We start from the raw sequence: 18,754 nt of genomic DNA, 5'->3' as shown, positions 1-18,754 counted from the left end.
GCAAATACCCGCCCAAAGTCACAGGCACGGAATTTGCACATATCTGCCCAGAAACATTTATCGGAGCATGCCATGAAAAACAGCCAAAAAGGCTTCACCCTGGTCGAAATCGCCATCGTTCTGGTCATTATTGGCCTGTTGATGGGCGGCGTACTGAAGGGGCAGGAGCTGATCAACAGCGCGAAGGTCAAAAATCTAGCGAATGATTTCAAGAATGCCTCACTGGCAATCTATGGTTATCAGGATCGTTTCCGTGCGGTACCGGGAGATGATCTTCGCGCCCAGACCAATCTCCCCGGTGGCCTTGCATCGGATGCCGGAAACGGAAACGGCCGTATCGACGGTGAATGGAATTCCCAAACAGCCACCGATGAATCCGCAAAGTACTGGCGGGCCGTTCGTCTTACCAATTTTCTGGCCGGACCGACCGATATGGCCCAGGCCGAGTACTATCCGATCAATGTTGAAGGCGGGCGCATTGGCCTGACCGGGGCGATCACCTCGCAAATTCCGATTACCGGCATGACGGGAACCTACGTTTTTTGTTCCAGCGGCATTCTGGGAAAATTTGCGCGCCAGCTTGATGCCACCATCGACGATAACAACACAGAGACAGGGTCGCTTCGAGTGCGAGCCTTGGTCACTGGCGGGACGGTTGCAGCCCCGGCAGCAGCCATAGCAGCAACGACAGCCAATTTCGACACGACAGGCTATACCGTTTGCATGACTTTCTAATAGCAAAGTGACCAATGAGAAAGCCCGCTTCGGCGGGCTTTCTCATTTCTGCAGCAGTCTTTCCTCGGCCGCTGTCACCGCCTCGGGAACACCCAGCAAGACGACGACATCGCCTTCCTCCAGCCGGGTTTCCGGCGCCGGCTCCAGGGCCCGGATGCCGCGCCGGCGGATGGCGCTGACCTCGCAGCCCAGCGCTTCGAGATTCAACGCATCCAGGGTCCGCCCAATGGCGGATGAACCGGATGCCAGCAAGACCGAATGGAGGCGAGGCTGATGCTCGTCCTCTTCATCATGATCGCGGTCCGACATGCCGCGGTAGTAGCCACGCAGCAGGCTGTACCGTTTTGAGCGGGTCTGGCGGACGCGCTTGAGCACCCGGTTGATCGGGATGCCGACCAGCACCAGCGCGTGCGAAGCCAGCATCAGGCTGGCCTCCAGCGTTTCCGGCACGACCTCGGCCGCGCCGGCCCGGGTCAGGCGCTCCATGTCGCGTTCGTCGGCCGTACGGACAACCACCGGCACCTCCGGACGCAGCGCCTGAACGTGATGCAGCACTTTTTCAGCCAAGGGCGTATCACTGACAGTGACAATCACCACGCTGGCTCGCATCAAGCCGGCTGCCATCAGCGCCTCTTTGCGGCCGACGTCGCCGTAAACCACGTTTTCGCCACCAGCCGCAGCCTCCCTGACCCGATCAGGATCAAGGTCGAGGGCGACATAATTTATATCTTCTTGCGCCAGGAATCGCGCCAGATACTGGCCATTTCGCCCGAAGCCGCAAAGAATGGCGTGCTTTTCCGACCCCATCGACTGGGCAGCGATCCGGGTCAGTTGCATCGAACGCACCAACCATTCACTGGCCACGAAGCGCATGACGAGCCGCTCGCTGTACTGGACGATGAAAGGCGCTATCAGCATCGACAGGACCAGCACGGTCAGGGCGATCTGCTGGATTTCGCGGGGCAGGTGAACAATTTCGCCGAGCAGCACGAAACCGAATTCACCACCGGCACATAACCACAAGGCCGAACGGATGGCGTTCCCGGGGGAAGCGCCCAGCCGCCAGGAGAGCAGACCGACAACCAGCGACTTGACGACCAGCAGCGCGACCAAAGCCAGCAGCACCTGCCACCACAAGCCGACCAGAATGTGCATATCCAGCTTGACGCCGATGGTCACGAAGAAGAGACCCATCAGCACATCACGGAAGGGCTTGATGTCCTCTTCCACCTGCATCTTGTATTCGGTTTCCGAGATCAGCATGCCGGCGACGAAAGCACCAAGCGCCAGGGAAAGGCCAGCAAGCTCGGTGATGGTGGCAAGACTTAGCGTAATCAGCAGCACGTTGAGCACGAACACTTCGGACGACTTGGCGCGGGCGACGAAGTGAAACCACTTGCGCATCAGGCGTTGGCCAAAGACGAGAATGATCGCGAGCACGACAATCGCCTTGATCAGCGCGACGCCAAGCAACATGGCCAGCTTTTCCGGCGGCTGGGTCAGCGACGGAATGATGACCAGCAAGGGGACCACGGCCAAATCCTGAAACAGCAGCACCCCCATGATGTCCCGGCCGTGCGGCGAATCGAGCTGCATGCGCTCGGCCAGCAACTTGGTCAGCACGGCAGTCGATGACATGGCAAAGACGCCGCCAAGGGCAATGGAAACCTGCCAACTGACACCAAACAGCATGACCAGGCCGGCGATCAACACCATGCTAAGCACAACCTGCAACAAGCCCAGGCCGAAAACGATGCGCTTCATCGCATACAGCTTGGGCAGCGAGAATTCGAGGCCAATCGAGAACATCAGGAAAACGACACCGAATTCGGCCAGATATTCGGCGCGATACATGTCGTTCATCAGGTTCAGCGCATGCGGCCCGATGACGCTGCCGACGAACAGGTAACCGAGGACCGGTGGCAGATTGATGCGCCGGCAGATGACCACGGCCAGGACCGAGGCGCCAAGTAACAGAAGGACTAGGGAAAGTGCGCTCAAGGGCCGTTTTCGCGATTCAGGTATACTTGGAACATCATAACCGCAGCCAGCCCATGAACCCAAGCCCTACACCCCATCGCTTTTCCCCGGAACGCGCTCTGGAACTGGGTCGCCAGACCCTGAGCATCGAGGCTGCCGCCGTCGAGGCACTTAAAAGCCGAATCAACGGTGATTTCGCCAATGCTGTCGAGCTGATCCTCAGCAGCCACGGACGACTGATCGTCAGCGGCATGGGCAAGTCCGGCCATATCGCCCGCAAGATCGCCGCCACCATGGCCAGCACAGGCACCCCGGCCTACTTCGTCCATCCGGCCGAAGCCAGCCATGGCGATCTGGGCATGATCACCCGCGATGACGTGCTGCTTGCCCTGTCGAACTCCGGCGAATCCGGCGAACTGCTCAGCATCCTGCCCGCCCTCAAGCGCCAGGGCGCCAAGATCATCTCGATGACCGGCGTGGCGACCTCGACGCTGGCCCGCGAAGCCGACATCCACCTCGATGCTGGCGTCGAACAGGAAGCCTGCCCGCACAATCTGGCGCCAACCGCCAGCACCACGGCGGCGCTCGCACTTGGCGATGCCCTCGCCGTCGCCCTGCTCGACGCCCGCGGTTTCGGGCCGGAAGACTTCGCCCGCTCGCACCCCGGCGGTTCGCTCGGCCGCCGCCTGCTGACTCATGTTCGCGACGTCATGCGCGCCGACGACAGGGTTCCCGCCGTAACACCAGCCACGCCCATTACCGATGCGATCATCGCCATGTCGCGCGGCGGCCTCGGGCTGGTCGCGATTACCGATCCGGCCAATGTCGTCCTCGGCATCTTTACCGACGGCGACCTGCGCCGTGCTTTCGAACAACGCATCGACCTGCAGCAGGGCGACATCGCCTCGGTCATGCACCCGAAGCCGCGCACGATCAGCCCCGACCGCCTCGCCGTCGAAGCCGTCGAAATGATGGAACGCCTGCGCATCAACGCTCTGCTCGTCGTCGATGCTGAAAATCACCTGATCGGCGCGTTGAACATGCACGATCTCTTCACTGCCAAGGTCATCTGATGGACACCAAAGCCCGCGCCGCCCGCATCAAGCTGGTCGTTTTCGATATCGACGGCGTGATGACCGACGGTGGCCTGCACTACACCGACGACGGTCACGAACTGAAAACCTTCAACGTCCAGGATGGCCTCGGCATCGTCCTGATGAAGCGTGCCGGCATCGAAGTGGCGATCATCACGGGCCGCACCTCCAACGTCGTCAGCTGCCGCGCCAAAGACCTCGGCATTGAACACGTTTTCCATGGCGTCGGCGACAAGCGCACCGTGGCCGGCAAGCTGCTCGAACAACTCGGCATGCACTGGTCCGAACTCGCCTTCATGGGCGACGACCTGATCGACCTGAAGGCCATGGCCCAATGCGGCCTGGCCATTGCCCCGGCCAATGCCCGCCCCATCGTCAAGGAACGCGCCCACGCCGTCACTGAAGCGGCTGGCGGACATGGCGCCGTGCGCGAAGCCGTCGAATTCATCCTCGCCGCCCAGGGCAAGCTCGACGCCGCTTTCGCGCCCTATCTCGATCCGCAATGAAGCACTGGCCCAGCCAACTCTTTCCGATCATCATGCTGGCCGTCCTGGCCGGGCTGACTTTCTGGTTGCAGAGCACGATCGACGCCGGCAACGGGAAACCGAACGGCAAGCTCCGCCACGATCCGGATGCCATCGCCGAAAATTTCGTGGTTCGTCGTTTTGACGAAACCGGGCAGGTCAAATATCGCCTGACGGCCCCCTATCTCGAACATTACCCGGATGACGACTCGTCGGAACTCAAGTCACCAACACTGATCAGCTACCGTCCTGACGCCCCCTCGATCACCGTCAAGGGCGACCACGCCAAAGTCACCTCAAAGGGCGAAACCGTCTATCTTTGGGATAACGTCAGCGTCACCCGTGCCGGCGCCGCCGATCGCCTGGCAATGGTGGCGCGGATGCCCGACCTGACCGCCCAGCCCGATGCCGGATTTGCCTTCACCAACAGCCCGGTCGAGATTACCCAGGGCCAGTCATGGATGACGGGCGTTGGCGCCCAGATCGACAACAACAACTCCACCTTCGTTCTGCAATCGCAGGTCAAAGGCCAATACATCCGACCCAGAGCCACGCCATGATCATTCGCCTCGCCACGCTCACCCTTTGCCTGTTCGCCACGCTGCCCGCCCACGCCGAGCGCGCCGACCGCGACAAGCCGATGCTGCTGGAAGCCAGTCGCGTCTCGATCGATGACGCCAAGAAAATCCAGATCCTCGAAGGCGATGTCGTGATCACCAAGGGGACGATGGTCCTGAAGGCCGACCGCGTCGTCATCACCGAAGACCAGTACGGCTTCCAGAAGGGCACCGCCTTCAGCGGCAAGAAAGGCCTCGCCACTTTCAGGCAGAAGCGGGAAGGCAAGGAGGAGTACGTCGAGGGCGAAGCAGAGCGCATCGAGTACAACACCAACAGCGAAATCGCCGAACTGTTCCACCGCGCCTGGGTCAAGAGCGGCGAGGACCAGGTCAAGGGCGACTACATCTGGTACGACGCCGTTAGCGAAAAGTATTTGGTTACCGCCGGCGAAACCCGCGACCCGAAAGGCCCGGCGCCCCGCGTTCGCGCCGTCATCCAACCGAAGAACAAGGATAGCGAAGCACAACGCCCGGCCACCCGCGGCGAACGCCTGGAGCTCAAGGGCTCTGGCGGGCTGGATTTGCAAACCGCACCCCAGTAGTGCATCTTGCGCCGTGCACTGCTGCAAAACCGCAGCAGAACAGGCCCCACAGCACCTGACAAGCACATGATTTTCATGGCTTAATTAATTTTTGTGCACTGCACAAAAATATTGTTGACAACATGACAATCATCCCTATAATAAAGGTCATGGTGCGGTGCAACATTGCTTGATGAAAGCGCGCTGCAACGGTTTTTTCCCAGTTCGTCACAAATTCATTCAGGAGATATCCCATGGCTTTCAACTTCACCACCCCGGAACAATTCGCCTCTGCCAACAAGGCAACCGTTGATTCCCTGCTGTCCGTTGCCAACGCTGCCCTGGCTTCCGCCGAGCGCATCGCTGCCCTGAACCTGAACACCGCCCGTTCCGTTCTGGAAGATTCCGTCTCCGGCGCCAAGGCCCTGATGGGTGCCAAGGATGCCCAGGAAGCCCTGTCCATCCAGGCTTCCCTGGCCCAGCCGAACGTCGAGAAGGCTGTTGCCTACTCGCGTAGCGTCTATGAAATATCCGCTCAGGCTCAGGAAGAACTGTCCAAGAGCATCGAAGCCCAATTCGGCGGTTTCCAGAAGCAAGTTGCTGATCTGCTGGACAAGGCTGCCAAGTCTGCCCCGGCCGGTTCTGACGTTGCTGTTGCTGCCGTCAAGAGCGCCATCGCTGCTGCCAACTCCGCTTTCGACAACCTGAACAAGGCTGCCAAGCAAGTTGCTGAAATCACCGAAGCCAATGTTGCTGCTGCCACCAACGCCACCGTCAAGGCTGTCAGCGCCTCTACCGCCGCTTCCAAGCGCAAGTAATTCGCCTTACCCCATACCCCCGCTTCGGCGGGGGTATTTGTTTCATCCGCTGTCCCCACCAATCTCGAGGAGAAAAAGATGAGCAACCCGAATATCGAACAACTGGCCGCCGCCCAAAAAGCCAACGCTGAAGTTCTGCTGGCCCTGCTGCGCACCGCCTTCAACAGCGTCGAGCGCCTGACCGCATTGAACGTCGCCGCATCCCGCGAATTCTTCAACAACTCCGTCGCCAACTCCCAGCAATTGCTGGCAGCCAAGGACCCCGCCGCCGTTGCCAAACTCAACGCCGACCTGGCCCAGCCGAACCTGGAAAAGCTGGTCGAATACTCGCGCAGCGTCTATGAACTGACGACCGATGTGCAAAAAGAACTGACCTCGGTGATCGAAGCCCAATACGGCAAGCTGACCAAGGATGCAACCAGCGCCGTCCAGAAGGCCACCGCTGCTGCACCGGTTGGCGGCGACGTGTTTGCCGCTGCCATGAACTCTGTGATCAATGCCTCGACCCAGGCTTTCGAAAGCCTCAATTCGGTGACCCGCCAGTTGGCCGAGATCGCCGAAGCCAACGTCCAGTCCGCCACCAAGGCAACTGGCGTCAAGGCAGTTGCCACCAAGGCACCGGCCAAGACCAGCGCAACCGCTGCTGCTGCCAAGAAGTCGACCGCCAAGTAATTCCGGCGCCTCTGCTTTCGGCCGCTCAACGGCCACAAAAAAACCGCGACAAAATCGCGGTTTTTTTACATCCTTCCTCTGGTGAGGGCGGTTATATCACGGGCGCCAGACCCAAGTGATACCGCGCTTCTCGACCTCGACGCGAATCTCTTCCATCGCCTTGTCGACCAGTTCCGGAGAGCCTTCGACCCCCAGCTCCAGGTGCTTGCGCTCCTTGCCAACCAGCGACGGCAGCGAGAACAGGCGCAACGTCGGGTAATCAGCCACGATGCGCTCCATCAGATCGAGCAGCGCGCTTTCGTAGGCCGTCGGGCCAGTCAGCAGGAAGGCTTTTTCCACCATGCCATCGACTGCCTTGAACTGATCCTTGTAGAAGGTATCGAGCGCCCATTCGATCATCGGGTGCGCCATCTGCGGGAAGCCGGGCACGAAGTAATGGTCGTTGGCCATGAAACCCGGAATGCGATTGAACGGGTTGGGGATGATCTGCACACCAGCCGGGAAGGTGACCAGCAACTTGCGCTTGTCGGTGATCTCTTCACCGGCGAAGCGGACCTTCAGTTCCTCGAAGCCTGCCGGGTGCAGTTCGAGATCGACGCCAAGCGCTGCGGCCACCGCCTGCCGCGTGTGGTCATCCGGCGTGTTGCCGATGCCACCACAGGAAAACACCACATCGCCGGCCGCCATTGTGCGTTTGAAGGTAGCGGCGAGGCGCTCGCGGTCATCGCCCAGATATTCGACCCAGCTCAGGCGCAAGCCGCGCTGGCCGAGCATTTCGGCAATTTTGGCGAAGTGCTTGTCCTGCCGTTTCCCCGACAGAATCTCGTCGCCGATGATGATGGCGCCAAAGGTGCGGCTCATACACGTTCTCCTTCAATGGTCACGATGGCGCCACCCCGCGAGCGGCGCAGGGCTTCCAGCCCGTAATGAACGAATGATAGCGCGGCCAGCGCCGGCACCAGCAGGCCGATGACCGGCACGTGGGCGAGCAGCGCCATGGTAAGGCCAAGCATGAACAGCGGCGCTTTCTGCCGCGTCCGGATTTCCTGCCATTCGCCTGCGGTGGCGTGCATCGACAGTGCATCGTAGGCAAAGGTGCGGCGATTCAGCCAGCCCATCAGCAGCAGCGGGATGAGCAGCGAGAAGCCGGGGATCAGCCAGAGCGGGATGGTCAGCAACCAAGCGACGATGAAGATCACCGAGGCAAGCACGCTGTTCATTGCCGCAGCGACAAAGCTGTCCTTGCCCATTGCTGCCACATCACGATATTCGGTATCGGACAGGTGCTTGAGCATCAGCGGCATGATCACGATGGCTGCCAGCAGCGAGGCCGTCAGGTAGGCAATGGCGAAGATGGCCATCCAGCCGCCCAGATAGGCCAGGATGTGGGCCAGCCAGACCAGCCCCCAGCCGACGAGCAAGGTCATCGGCGGGTAGGCCATCATCTGCTGCACCACCCAGCCCAGTGCCCAGATGGCCAAGCCGACCGATAGCAGCAGCGAGAACAAGGCCGGGGTCAGCACATAGAGCCAGACCTTGCCGCTTTTCAGGTTGGCGAAGGTGCGCGCCAAGGAGAGCATGACCTCATTCATGATGCGGACTCCGTCATTCCCGCGCACCCCGAGGGCACTTCCTGCGGGGCGCAGGGGGGAATCCAAGACTTTGAGCTGCGCTGGATTCCCGCTTTCGCGGGAATGACGCCACGGTAGTTACCCATTCTTGATCCCCTCCCATTGTTTCTGCAGCCGCTTGGTGGAAACCGGCACCGGCGTCCGCAACTCCTGAGCGTACAAACCAACGCGCAACTCTTCCAGCAGCCAGCGGAACTGCTCGATCTGTGGATCCAGCGTGCCCAGCTTGGCCAGCTGGATGGCGCGGCGTTCGTAGTTGGTCCATAGCGTGCCGTATTCGGCCATCAGCTGGGCATCGCGGGCCGGATTGGCCTTCAGCTTGTCGAGGCGGACGACGATGGCCTTCAGGTAACGCGGGTAATGTTGCAGGCGTTCGAAAGGCGTATCAACGACGAAGTTCTTGCCAAGCAGGCGCTTCAGTTGCGCCTCGATGTCGGCCAGCGCCGCGGCATGGGCCTTGAAAGCAGGCAGCTTCTTGGTCACCGCCTGCCATTCAGTCAGCACCGTGCCAACCATGCGGCAAACCTCCTGCATGATCAGCCCCAGCCGGGCCTTGGCTTCGGCACAGCGCGCCTTGAAGGCCTCCGGCGTGGTCGGCAACGGCTCGGTCAGGCAGGCGCGCTCGAAACTCAGGTCGACCAGTTGGCGCTTCAGTTCGTCGGTGCTGCCCAGCGCCATGTACTGCATACCCATCTGACTCATGCCCGGCACGTTCTTGTCGAAGTATTTCACCTGCTCCTTGAACTGCAGCATGAACAGGCGGGCCAGCCCCTTTCGATGCGTCTCGGCAGCTTCCTCGGCCGAATCGAAAACCTTCAGGCTGACCGTTTCACCCTCATCGGAGAGCGCCGGATAGCCGATCACCGTCTGCTTGCCGACAGGCACTTCCATCAACTCCGGCAGTTCGCCGAAGGTCCAGTCGGTCAGTTGCGTGTATTCGGAAGGCGTTTCGTGCAGATCGGCAAACTCTTCCTTGGCCTCCTTGCCCCACTCGCCCCGCAAAGCCAGCAGACTACGGTTCATGTCGAGCTGGCGGCCGTGTTCGTCGATCAGCTTGTAGTTCATCGAGAAATGCTGCGGCAGCGCATCGGGCCGGAAGGCGTCCGGCGTTACCGCCCAGCCGCGGGCATTCAGGCCGCGCGCTTCGAGGATGTAATCAATCAGCGGCGGGATCAGCCCCTGGTTCATCTTCTTGTCGTTACCGGCGGAGGTGGCAATGAACTCGTCGACGAATTCCGGCACCGGCACCAGCTTGGCGCGGATCTTCTGCGGCAGCGTCTTGATCAGCTGGACCAGCTTTTCCTTGAGCAGTCCCGGCACCAGCCATTCCATGCGCAGCACCGGGATCTGGTTCAACTGCGCCAGCGGCAGCGTCAGCGTCACGCCATCGCGCGGCGAGCCCGGCTCGAAATGGTAGCTCAGCCCGTACTCGACGCCACCGACCTTGATGTGATGCGGGAAGGCCTCGGTGGTGACCCCTGCCGCCGAGTGGCGCATCAGATCGTCCTTGGCCAGGAACAGCAGCTTGGCGTTTTCCTGCTCGGCGGTCTTGCGCCAATGGTCGAAGGTGGCACCGTTGTGGATGCCTTCGGGGATGATGTGGTCGTAGAAGCCGAAGATCAGCTCGTCGTCGACCAGCACGTCCTGGCGGCGCTGCTTGTGCTCGATCTTCTCGATGTCGCGGATCTGCTTCTGGTTGTGCTGAAAGAAGGGCCAGCGCTTGGCGAAGCTCTCGTCGATTTCCTCGCCGACCAGGCCCTGGCGTATGAAGATTTCGCGCGCCTCGGCCGGGGCCAGCGGGCCGTAATGGATGCGCCGCTTGGGGTTGATCACGATGCCATAGAGAGTCGTGCGCTCCCAGCCGGCGACCTGCATCGACTTCTTTTCCCAGTGCGGATCGAAGTACTGGCGTTTGATAAGGTGAGCGCCCACTTTCTCGATCCAGTCCGCTTCGATGCGGGCCACACAGCGGCCGAACAGGCGTGTCGTCTCGGTGATCTCGGCCGCCATGATCCACTTGCCGGCCTTCTTCTGCAGCGGCGACGACGGGTGAATCAGGTAGCGGATACCGCGCGCGCCGAGGTAATAGCCGGACTCATCCGACTTGCAGCCGATGTTGCCGAGCAGGCCGGTGAGCAAGGCCATGTGGATAGCATCGTAGGAATACTCCCCTCGCCCCGCCTGCGGGGAGAGGGGCTGGGGGAGAGGGGCTAGAGGGGCAACCTTAGCATCAAGCGCAGCCCCCCTCTCCCCAGCCCTCTCCCCCTTGGCGGGGGCGAGGGAGCTATCTTCCCCGCTTTTGATCCACCCCAACTCCGCCACCATCGCATGCAGTTGCCCATGCACCTCGCGCCATTCGCGCAGGCGCAGGTAGGACAGGAAATGGGCATGGCAATTGTCGATCAGCTGCTTGTTTGATTTCTTGTGCTCGACGGCATTCTGGAACCAGGCCCAGAGCTTCACCCAGCTGAGGAATTCGGACTTCTCGTCGGCGAACAGCTTGTGCTTTTCGTCGGCAGCCTGCTGACGCTCCTGCGGCCTTTCGCGCGGGTCCTGCGTGGACAGGCCGGCTGCGATGATCAGCACTTCCTTCAGGCAGCCTAGATCGCGAGCGGCAACCAGCATGCGGCCGATGCGCGGATCGAGCGGCAGCTTGGCCAGCGCGTCACCGACCTTGGTCAGGCGGCTGCTCTGGCCATCCTCGTCGTCCAACGCGCCGAGTTCCTGCAACAGCGCGTAGCCGTCGCTGATCGCCTTGGCCGGCGGCGGCTCGATGAACGGGAAGCTCTCGACGTCGGTCAGCTTCAGCGACTTCATGCGCAGGATGACGCCGGCCAGCGAGGAACGCAGGATTTCCGGATCGGTGAAGGGCGGGCGGGCGTTGAAATCCGCCTCGTCGTACAACCGCACACAGACGCCGGCGGCGACCCGGCCGCAACGACCGGCCCGCTGCCGCGCCGCTGCCTGTGAGATAGGTTCGACCTGCAACTGCTCGACCTTGTTGCGGTAGGAGTAGCGCTTGACCCGGGCCAGCCCGGTGTCGATCACGTAGCGGATGCCAGGCACGGTCAGCGAGGTTTCGGCCACGTTGGTCGCCAGCACGATGCGCCGCTGGCCGCCCGAGGGCTTGAAGATGCGGTCCTGATCGCCGGCCGACAGGCGCGAGAACAGCGGCAGGATTTCCGGCGCGTGGGCGCTGCTCAAGCCCGGCCGGGCCAGCGCATGCTTGCGCAGCGCTTCCGCCGCCTCGCGGATTTCCCGCTCGCCGGGCAGGAAGACCAGGATGTCGCCACTACCCAGCCGCGACAGTTCATCGGCCGCATCGACAATGGCGTCGTACAGATCGCGCTCATCGTCCTTCTTGTCGATATCCTCGACCGGCCGGTAGCGCACCTCGACCGGGAACAGCCGGCCGGAAACCTCGATCACCGGCGCCGGCTTGCCATGGGCGCTGAAGTGCTGCGAGAAGCGCTCGGCGTCGATGGTCGCCGAAGTGATGATCAGCTTCAGGTCCGGGCGCTTGGGCAGCAACTGCTTCAGGTAGCCGAGCAGGAAATCGATGTTCAGGCTGCGCTCGTGCGCCTCGTCGATGATGATCGCCTCGTAGGCGTTCAAATACGGATCGGACTGCGACTCGGCGAGCAGGATGCCGTCGGTCATCAGCTTGACCCAGCTCTCGGAAGTCGATTTGTCGTGGAAGCGGATCTTGACCCCCACCCCGGCGCCGACCTGCGTCTTGAGTTCCTGTGCCAGCCGGGTGGCTACCGAACGGGCGGCCAGCCGGCGCGGCTGGGTATGGCCGATCAGCCCGCGCGACCCAATGCCGAGATCGAGACAAATCTTGGGCAACTGCGTCGTCTTGCCTGAGCCGGTTTCGCCGCAAACGATCACCACCTGGTTGTTGGCAATCAGTTCAGCAATGTCGGCCCGGCGTTCATTGACCGGCAGATCAGCCTGGAATTCCGGCTTCGGCAACTTGGCGCGCCGCGCCTCGACGGCTGCCTGCGACTGAGCCAGCGCAGCCGCCAAATCAGCCTCGATTTTTTCGCGCCGCTCTCCTGCTGCACGCTGCAATTCGCGCCGCAGGCCGAGCAATCGGCGCGCATCAGTTGTCAGGGTAATGCTAGTGGTTTCATCACGCTGCGGACGAGCGTTCTTATTGAAGGATTGAGCCATGGGACAGGATTATATTCGCCCCAAAAACAAACGCCGCCCGGATGAGGCGGCGTCTAGCTTGGCCGAGACTCGATTTAGTGCTTCTTGCCCATCCACTGGGCGTTCTTGCCATCGCTGGTCTTTTCGCAGGTGACTTCGACACCGGAAATCTTGGTTACGACGCCGACATCCATGAACTTGCCAGCATCGCCATTCCAGCACTGCGGGGCTTTCGGGGCAGCGGCGGCGGCAGGAGCCGGAGTTGCAGCCGGCTGGGCCGGGGCGGTGGTCTGGCCGGCACAGGCGGTCAAACCGAGGGCGATGGCGGAAGTGGCGAGGAAGGTACGCATGAGAATCTCCTGAAGATGGGTGGTTGCTTTAGTAATAGGATTCTCTTACGCCAATGTTTCAGTTTCGTTGCAGTCCACGCCAAGCGCTTGTCGCTATACTCAAGGCATACTCAAAACCATTTTTTCAATGCCATGGCCATCGTCCGCTGCAACAAATGCACCTTGCTCGCCGAACAACCGGAGGGCCTTGCCGGGCAGAGCATCGCCTGCCCCAAATGCGGCGCCCAGGCAGCGGTTTACCCGACGCTGTTTTTCATTGAAAAGCTGCTGGAAAAATATTTCGACGCCCAACGAGAACTGATTCGCCTGAAATCTGCTGCTACACCAGAGAAGGCCATTGAGGCCAAGACCTCAGCAAGCACCCCGGCGATGGCAGAGATTGATCTGGCGAACACTGACTTTCTGGCCAACGAATTGCAGCACGGACCGATCTACGACTGGTTCCACAAGAAGCAGATCAAGGTTCAAGCCAATCTGCGTAGTGTCGATACCAGCGGCTTTTTTGACGAGGTAGCCGAGGCCATTGGTGAAAAACTGAACGTGCTCAAGGAAGTGCTGGAGCGCATCCGCTGGTCGCAGCAGAAGGAACATACCAGCGCAACGATCAATCTGGACAAGAAGTCGCCCGAGGAGGCCAAGGCGATCTCGGCCTTTTGCCAGCAGCTTTATGACTTTTCCTTCGTCGCCAAGTGCTTTCACAACAAGCCGGAAAACAATGTCCGGCTTATTCTGCAAACGGCACCGGCCATTCGCAACTTCTTCAATGGAGAATGGCTGGAATGGCACGCGCTGATGACTTGCCTGCGCTATGCAAAAGAACGGAATCGCCGGTTTTCCTGCACACGCGGGCTGAACATCACACTGAACAATGGCGATCCCTATGAAATCGACGTCTTCATGCTGATCGACGGTACCACGCCAATTTGCATCGAGTGCAAGAGCGGCGAGTTCCGCCAGAACATCGATCGTTACCTCGCGCTTCGGAAACGTCTCGGCATCGAAGGCAGGCAATTCGTGATGTGCATTGCGGGTCTTAGTGACGAGAATGCCAAGGCGTTTACGGCGATGTACGACCTGACTTTCACCAACGAGCGCACACTGGCCGAACGCCTTACCCGCCTGTTCTGACAATCCGGCCTTCCAGGACCAAGCAGGCGAACGACATGTGCGTCCTGCGGTCTGATGCAAAATTGGATACGGCATTGGAGAAAGGTCACGGATGTATTACGGAGAACGTTTCAACGCCTGGACTCACCTGTGCGGCGCCCTGCTGGCGCTGACCGGTGCGATCTGGCTGATCATTGTCGCAGCAGCTGGCGGTGATTTGCTGAAGACGGTCAGCGTGGCCGTTTATGGCGTAACGCTGGTCATGCTGTACAGCATCTCGACGATCTATCACAGCGTGCGCGGGCGGGTGAAACGGGTGTTGCGCAAGCTGGATCATCTCTCGATCTACCTTTTGATCGCCGGCAGCTACACGCCGTTCTGCCTGATCAGCCTGCGCGGCGCCTGGGGCTGGTGGCTGTTCGGCATCGTCTGGGCGCTGGCGGCAATCGGCATGCTGCAGGAGATCAAGCCACGCTCTGAGGCCCGCATCCTGTCGCTGGTGATCTACGCGGTAATGGGCTGGATCGTGCTGATCGCCATCGAGCCGCTGCTGGCCAGTCTCGGCCTGGCCGGCTTTTTGTGGCTGGCAGTGGGCGGCGTTTTCTACACCGTGGGCATCATCTTCTTTGCCTTTGATGAGCGATTCCGCCACTGGCATGGCATCTGGCACCTGTTCGTGATCGCCGGCAGCCTGATGCATTTCATCGCTATTCTGTTCTACGTGGTCTGAATCGTGGAAAATGCCACCTGACTATTCAGGACACGGACAGGGATGCGGTTTCAGGGAAGAATTACCAACTGGAAGGATGATCAGGGCTACGGCTTCATCACGCCCAATGGCGGTGGCGAGCCGGTTTTTCTGCACATCAAGGCTTTTGCCCGACGCCAGCCGCGGCCGGTCGGCGAGGAGATCGTCACCTACGAGCTGCAGCAGGACAACCGAGGGCGCTTGCGTGCCAGTGCAGTCGAGTTCGTGCGCAGCACCGGGCGCCAGCGTGTCGTTGCCGATGCGGGGCTGGGCCGTTGGCCGCTGGTGCTGGCCGGTTTGTTCTTTGCATTTTTGGGTGCGGCCACCGTCGCCGGCAAGATGCATCCGCTGTTGCTGGCCTTCTATGCCGCAATCAGCATCACCGCCTTCATTGCCTACGCGCTCGACAAGTCCGCAGCGCGCGATGGTCGCTGGCGCACCGCCGAGAACACGCTGCATCTGCTGGCCTTGCTCGGCGGCTGGCCGGGGGCGCTGCTGGCGCAATACCGCCTGCGCCACAAGTCGTCCAAACCCTCGTTCCTGATCATTTTCTGGGCCACCGTCCTGCTCAATTGCGGGGCGCTCGGGCTGTTGCTGACGCCGACCGGCGGCCGTGTCTTGCGAACGGCGCTCGGCGCCAGCTGATATCGACCGAAGGGAATCCACCATGCGCCTGCTTTCCGCCCTGCTCCTTGCCGGTTTCGTCGCCTGTGCCAACGCAGCCCCGAGCCTGACCGATATTCCCTACGGCCCCGAGCCCGAACAGCGCTTTGACCTGCATGCCCCACCGGGTGCCCAGGCGGCGCCGTTGATCCTGATGGTGCATGGAGGTGGCTGGATTCGCGGAGACAAGGAGATGGGCCGGGTAGTCGACAACAAGGTCAGCCGCTGGTTGCCACGCGGTATCGCCTTCGTCAGCATCAACTACCGCATGCAACCCAAGGCACCGCCGCTGGAACAGGCACGCGATGTGGCGCGGGCGCTGGCCTACATCGAGAATAATTCGGCCAGACTGGGCGTGGACCGCAGCAATATCGTGCTGATGGGGCATTCGGCCGGGGCGCACCTGATCGCCCTGCTCGCCGCCCGACCCGAGCTGCTGGACGAGGCGGGCGCGAAGACACCGCTGGGTTTCGTGTTGCTAGACAGCGGTGCGCTGGATGTGCCCGCGATCATGAATGCCCGCCATTTCCGACTTTACGACCGGGCCTTCGGCAGTTCCCCGGCAGACTGGGTGGCGGCCTCGCCCTTTCATCAGTTACGGCAGGCCACAGCACCGATTCTCGCCATCTGCTCCACCCGCCGCGATGAGGCTTGCCCGCAAGCCCGGGCCTTTGTCAGCAAGGCAGTCGGACTGGGCAGCCTGGCTGAAGTCCTCCCGCTGGACAAAACGCACGGCGAGATCAACGCGCAGCTTGGTGCCGATCCGGCCTACACCGCAAGCGTCGAACACTTCCTCGGACGGCTATCGCCGGCATTTGCCAATAAGTAAAGGCAGCTCAGCCAGACTGCGGATGATTCCAGGATCAGGCCCAGATGCGCGTTGCGCCGACGGTCAGCAAACCGAGATAAGTTGCGGTCAGGGAGCCGGCGAGATGCACCGATGCCAGGCCGATGGCCCAGGCCGGCTGACCAGCCAGCAGGCGCTCGACCACTTCGGCTGAAAAGGTGGAAAAGGTCGTCAATCCACCGAGAAAACCGGTGATCGCAAACAGCTTCCAGGCCAGCGGGAAATGCGTGTTGAGGTGAAACAGTCCAACCGCCACGCCAACCAGATAACCACCGATCACGTTGGCCGCCAGCGTACCGAGTGGCAGCGCCACGAACAGCGGGTTGAGGGCCAGCCCGAGCAGCCAGCGCGACCAGGCGCCAAAGGCCGCGCCGAGGCCGACGGCAAGGAAATTGAGCACTGAGAGATGGTGCAAGGCAGACATGGGCGAATTCTACTGCCTAGCCTGCCGCTGGCGGTTAAAATAGCGCGCTTAATCAACGAGGTTTTAACGTGAGCAGCCCCAATAAACCCGAAGTCGCCCCCGCCGCCAATTTCATCAAGAATATCGTCGAAGCCGACCTCGCTGCCGGCAAGCACGCACAACGCCACTGGGCCGGCCACCCCGGCATCGCCGCCGACCACGCTGCCGCCCCGCTCGATGCTGCCAAGCTGCGCACCCGCTTCCCGCCGGAGCCAAACGGCTACCTGCATTTCGGCCACGCCAAGTCCATCCTGCTCAATTTCGGCCTTGCCCAGCAATACGGCGGCCGCTGCCACCTGCGTTTCGACGATACCAACCCGGAGAAGGAAGATCAGGAATACGTCGATTCGATCATCGACGCGGTCAAATGGCTGGGCTGCTCTTGGGAGCAAGCGGGCGAAACCAACCTCTACTACGCCTCGAATTATTTCGACTGGATGCTGCAGTGCGCCGAGGAGCTGATTGCCGCCGGCCACGCCTACGTCGATAGCCAGTCGGCCGATGAAATGCGTGCCAATCGCGGCACGCTGACTCAACCGGGCAAGAACTCTCCGTTCCGCGACCGCAGCGTTGCCGAGAACATGGACCTGTTCAAGCGCATGCAGGCTGGCGAATTCACCGATGGCGCCCACATCCTGCGCGCCAGGATCGACATGGCGGCACCCAACATCAACCTGCGTGACCCGGCCATCTACCGCATCCGCCACGCCACGCACCACAACACTGGCGACAAGTACTGCGTTTACCCGATGTACACCTTCGCCCACCCGATCGAGGACGCCCTGGAAAACATCACGCATTCGATCTGCACGCTGGAATTCGAAGACCAGCGCCCGTTCTACGACTGGCTGCTCGAACGCCTGGCCGAGGCCGGCCTGCTCCAGCGCCCGCTGCCGCAGCAAATCGAGTTCTCGCGCCTCAACCTGACCTACGTAGTTTTGAGCAAGCGCAAGCTGATCCAGCTCGTCGATGAAAAGCACGTCACTGGCTGGGACGACCCGCGCATGCCGACCCTCGTCGGCGCCCGTCGCCGCGGCTATTCGGCCGACGGTTTCCGCCTGTTCATGGAGCGCGTTGGCGTAACCAAGAACGATTCGCTGATCGACTACGTGCTGTTCGAAGACGCCATGCGCGAAGTCATGAACGAATCCGACCTGCGCCGCATCGCGGTGCTCGACCCGGTCAAGCTGATCATCGACAACTACCCGGAGGGGCAAGTCGAAGAGTGCTTTGCGCCGAATCACCCGCTGCACCCGGAACTCGGACAGCGCAGCATCCCCTTCAGCCGCGAACTGTGGATCGAGGGCGAGGATTTCATGGAAGTCCCGAGCAAGGGTTTCCGCCGCCTCTTCCCCGGCAACATGGCGCGCCTGCGCTACGGCTACGTGGTCGAATGCACGGGCTGCGACAAGGATGAGAACGGCAAGGTCGTGGCGGTGCATTGCAACTACCTGCCCGAAACCAAATCCGGCACGCCGGGCGCCGATAGCGTCAAGGTCAAGGGCAATCTGCACTGGGTCTCTGCTGCCCAGTCGTATCAAGCCGAAATCCGCCTCTACGAGCGCCTGTTCAAGGTGCCCGCCCCCGGCGCTCGCCGCGAAGGCGATGCGCCGGATCTGGAGCGCGATTTCCTCGACGACATGAACACCGATTCCTGCCAGACCATCACCGCCCAACTCGAACCCTGCCTGCGCGATGCCCAGCCGGAAGAGCGCTTCCAGTTCGAACGCCACGGCTATTTCGTCGCCGACCGCGTCGACTCCAAGCCTGACGCCCCGGTCTTCAACCGGGCCGTCACGCTGAAGGATTCGTGGGGCAAGGCAAGCTAA

Annotated in this window: 19 protein-coding genes; 12 read left to right on the top strand and 7 right to left on the bottom strand. The window is 61.3% G+C overall.

Annotated features, from left to right (window positions below; all coding sequences use genetic code 11):
• The first annotated feature begins 72 nt into the window (after positions 1-72).
• Entirely contained in the window at positions 73-735 is a 663-nt protein-coding gene (locus tag KI617_RS03770) for a type II secretion system protein (protein ID WP_226450691.1), read from the top strand.
• Between the two features lie 42 nt (positions 736-777).
• Here the strand turns inward: KI617_RS03770 and KI617_RS03765 are convergent, their stop codons facing one another.
• Positions 778-2,736 carry a monovalent cation:proton antiporter family protein gene (locus tag KI617_RS03765; protein ID WP_226450690.1) on the bottom strand — a complete coding sequence of 653 codons (1,959 nt, stop codon included), beginning with the start codon at positions 2,734-2,736 and terminating at the stop codon, positions 778-780.
• A 53-nt stretch (positions 2,737-2,789) separates the two neighbouring features.
• On the opposite strand from KI617_RS03765, the gene KI617_RS03760 reads away from it, so the two are divergent.
• From KI617_RS03760 to lptA, 4 genes are read left to right on the top strand one after another with little or no spacing between them, the layout of a single operon-like run.
• Positions 2,790-3,788, top strand: coding sequence for a KpsF/GutQ family sugar-phosphate isomerase (locus KI617_RS03760; RefSeq protein WP_226450689.1), 999 nt, complete (start codon positions 2,790-2,792; stop codon positions 3,786-3,788).
• Entirely contained in the window at positions 3,788-4,315 is a 528-nt protein-coding gene (locus KI617_RS03755; protein ID WP_226450688.1) for a KdsC family phosphatase, read from the top strand. The genes KI617_RS03760 and KI617_RS03755 overlap by 1 nt, the downstream gene beginning before the upstream one ends.
• Positions 4,312-4,893: an LPS export ABC transporter periplasmic protein LptC gene (gene lptC / locus KI617_RS03750; RefSeq protein WP_226450687.1), complete on the top strand. Its 582-nt coding sequence runs from the start codon at positions 4,312-4,314 to the stop codon at positions 4,891-4,893. Before KI617_RS03755 ends, lptC begins: the two co-directional genes overlap by 4 nt.
• Positions 4,890-5,492, top strand: a complete 603-nt coding sequence (gene lptA, locus KI617_RS03745) for a lipopolysaccharide transport periplasmic protein LptA (protein ID WP_226450686.1) — start codon at positions 4,890-4,892, stop codon at positions 5,490-5,492. Before lptC ends, lptA begins: the two co-directional genes overlap by 4 nt.
• A 73-nt stretch (positions 5,493-5,565) precedes the next feature.
• On the opposite strand, the gene KI617_RS03740 is transcribed toward lptA, so the two are convergent.
• Entirely contained in the window at positions 5,566-5,727 is a 162-nt protein-coding gene (locus KI617_RS03740; protein WP_226450685.1) for a hypothetical protein, read from the bottom strand.
• On the opposite strand from KI617_RS03740, the gene KI617_RS03735 reads away from it, so the two are divergent.
• Both KI617_RS03735 and KI617_RS03730 read left to right on the top strand, forming a co-directional pair.
• A complete protein-coding gene (locus KI617_RS03735; RefSeq protein WP_226450684.1) occupies positions 5,726-6,289 on the top strand; it encodes a phasin family protein in 564 nt (187 codons plus the stop codon). The genes KI617_RS03740 and KI617_RS03735 overlap by 2 nt on opposite strands.
• A 78-nt stretch (positions 6,290-6,367) precedes the next feature.
• Positions 6,368-6,961, top strand: coding sequence for a phasin family protein (locus KI617_RS03730; RefSeq protein ID WP_226450683.1), 594 nt, complete (start codon positions 6,368-6,370; stop codon positions 6,959-6,961).
• A gap of 96 nt (positions 6,962-7,057) precedes the next feature.
• On the opposite strand, the gene KI617_RS03725 is transcribed toward KI617_RS03730, so the two are convergent.
• From KI617_RS03725 to KI617_RS03710, 4 genes are all read right to left on the bottom strand, one after another.
• Positions 7,058-7,822 carry a competence/damage-inducible protein A gene (locus KI617_RS03725; protein ID WP_226450682.1) on the bottom strand — a complete coding sequence of 255 codons (765 nt, stop codon included), beginning with the start codon at positions 7,820-7,822 and terminating at the stop codon, positions 7,058-7,060.
• A complete protein-coding gene (locus KI617_RS03720) occupies positions 7,819-8,553 on the bottom strand; it encodes an EI24 domain-containing protein (protein WP_226450681.1) in 735 nt (244 codons plus the stop codon). The genes KI617_RS03725 and KI617_RS03720 overlap by 4 nt, the downstream gene beginning before the upstream one ends.
• 117 nt (positions 8,554-8,670) lie before the next feature.
• The gene (gene hrpA, locus KI617_RS03715) at positions 8,671-12,768 is read right to left on the bottom strand and encodes an ATP-dependent RNA helicase HrpA (RefSeq protein ID WP_226450680.1); all 4,098 of its coding nucleotides are present in this window, start codon (positions 12,766-12,768) and stop codon (positions 8,671-8,673) included.
• Between the two features lie 74 nt (positions 12,769-12,842).
• On the bottom strand, positions 12,843-13,097 hold the full coding sequence (locus KI617_RS03710) for a hypothetical protein (protein ID WP_226450679.1): 255 nt from the start codon (positions 13,095-13,097) through the stop codon (positions 12,843-12,845).
• Positions 13,098-13,229: 132 nt separating this feature from the next.
• Here KI617_RS03710 and KI617_RS03705 point away from each other — a divergent pair, with 132 nt between their 5' ends.
• The 4 genes from KI617_RS03705 to KI617_RS03690 all read left to right on the top strand — a co-directional run bounded on the left by KI617_RS03705 (position 13,230) and on the right by KI617_RS03690 (position 16,444).
• The gene (locus KI617_RS03705) at positions 13,230-14,225 is read left to right on the top strand and encodes a hypothetical protein (protein ID WP_226450678.1); all 996 of its coding nucleotides are present in this window, start codon (positions 13,230-13,232) and stop codon (positions 14,223-14,225) included.
• A 91-nt stretch (positions 14,226-14,316) separates the two neighbouring features.
• Entirely contained in the window at positions 14,317-14,934 is a 618-nt protein-coding gene (gene trhA, locus KI617_RS03700) for a PAQR family membrane homeostasis protein TrhA (protein ID WP_226450677.1), read from the top strand.
• A gap of 42 nt (positions 14,935-14,976) precedes the next feature.
• The gene (locus KI617_RS03695; RefSeq protein WP_226450676.1) at positions 14,977-15,597 is read left to right on the top strand and encodes a DUF1294 domain-containing protein; all 621 of its coding nucleotides are present in this window, start codon (positions 14,977-14,979) and stop codon (positions 15,595-15,597) included.
• A 22-nt stretch (positions 15,598-15,619) separates the two neighbouring features.
• Positions 15,620-16,444, top strand: coding sequence for an alpha/beta hydrolase (locus tag KI617_RS03690; RefSeq protein ID WP_226450675.1), 825 nt, complete (start codon positions 15,620-15,622; stop codon positions 16,442-16,444).
• A gap of 34 nt (positions 16,445-16,478) precedes the next feature.
• On the opposite strand, the gene crcB is transcribed toward KI617_RS03690, so the two are convergent.
• Positions 16,479-16,886, bottom strand: coding sequence for a fluoride efflux transporter CrcB (crcB, locus tag KI617_RS03685; RefSeq protein ID WP_226450674.1), 408 nt, complete (start codon positions 16,884-16,886; stop codon positions 16,479-16,481).
• Between the two features lie 68 nt (positions 16,887-16,954).
• Between crcB and KI617_RS03680 the strand changes: the two genes are divergently transcribed.
• On the top strand, positions 16,955-18,754 hold the full coding sequence (locus KI617_RS03680) for a glutamine--tRNA ligase/YqeY domain fusion protein (protein ID WP_226450673.1): 1,800 nt from the start codon (positions 16,955-16,957) through the stop codon (positions 18,752-18,754).

The sequence above is a fragment of the Ferribacterium limneticum genome (genome assembly GCF_020510625.1).
Lineage (GTDB): Bacteria > Pseudomonadota > Gammaproteobacteria > Burkholderiales > Rhodocyclaceae > Azonexus > Azonexus limneticus_A.
This window is presented reverse-complemented; position numbering and strand designations above follow the sequence as displayed.

Bases quoted from the DNA above. Each gene is read 5' to 3' on its own strand.
- KI617_RS03770 (WP_226450691.1), top strand. From the start codon at position 73: ATGAAAAACAGCCAAAAAGGCTTCACCCTGGTCGAAATCGCCATCGTT.
- KI617_RS03760 (WP_226450689.1), top strand. From the start codon at position 2,790: ATGAACCCAAGCCCTACACCCCATCGCTTTTCCCCGGAACGCGCTCTG.
- KI617_RS03755 (WP_226450688.1), top strand. From the start codon at position 3,788: ATGGACACCAAAGCCCGCGCCGCCCGCATCAAGCTGGTCGTTTTCGAT.
- lptC (WP_226450687.1), top strand. From the start codon at position 4,312: ATGAAGCACTGGCCCAGCCAACTCTTTCCGATCATCATGCTGGCCGTC.
- lptA (WP_226450686.1), top strand. From the start codon at position 4,890: ATGATCATTCGCCTCGCCACGCTCACCCTTTGCCTGTTCGCCACGCTG.
- KI617_RS03735 (WP_226450684.1), top strand. From the start codon at position 5,726: ATGGCTTTCAACTTCACCACCCCGGAACAATTCGCCTCTGCCAACAAG.
- KI617_RS03740 (WP_226450685.1), bottom strand. From the start codon at position 5,727: ATGGGATATCTCCTGAATGAATTTGTGACGAACTGGGAAAAAACCGTT.
- KI617_RS03730 (WP_226450683.1), top strand. From the start codon at position 6,368: ATGAGCAACCCGAATATCGAACAACTGGCCGCCGCCCAAAAAGCCAAC.
- KI617_RS03725 (WP_226450682.1), bottom strand. From the start codon at position 7,822: ATGAGCCGCACCTTTGGCGCCATCATCATCGGCGACGAGATTCTGTCG.
- KI617_RS03720 (WP_226450681.1), bottom strand. From the start codon at position 8,553: ATGAATGAGGTCATGCTCTCCTTGGCGCGCACCTTCGCCAACCTGAAA.
- hrpA (WP_226450680.1), bottom strand. From the start codon at position 12,768: ATGGCTCAATCCTTCAATAAGAACGCTCGTCCGCAGCGTGATGAAACC.
- KI617_RS03710 (WP_226450679.1), bottom strand. From the start codon at position 13,097: ATGCGTACCTTCCTCGCCACTTCCGCCATCGCCCTCGGTTTGACCGCC.
- KI617_RS03705 (WP_226450678.1), top strand. From the start codon at position 13,230: ATGGCCATCGTCCGCTGCAACAAATGCACCTTGCTCGCCGAACAACCG.
- trhA (WP_226450677.1), top strand. From the start codon at position 14,317: ATGTATTACGGAGAACGTTTCAACGCCTGGACTCACCTGTGCGGCGCC.
- KI617_RS03695 (WP_226450676.1), top strand. From the start codon at position 14,977: ATGCGGTTTCAGGGAAGAATTACCAACTGGAAGGATGATCAGGGCTAC.
- KI617_RS03690 (WP_226450675.1), top strand. From the start codon at position 15,620: ATGCGCCTGCTTTCCGCCCTGCTCCTTGCCGGTTTCGTCGCCTGTGCC.
- crcB (WP_226450674.1), bottom strand. From the start codon at position 16,886: ATGTCTGCCTTGCACCATCTCTCAGTGCTCAATTTCCTTGCCGTCGGC.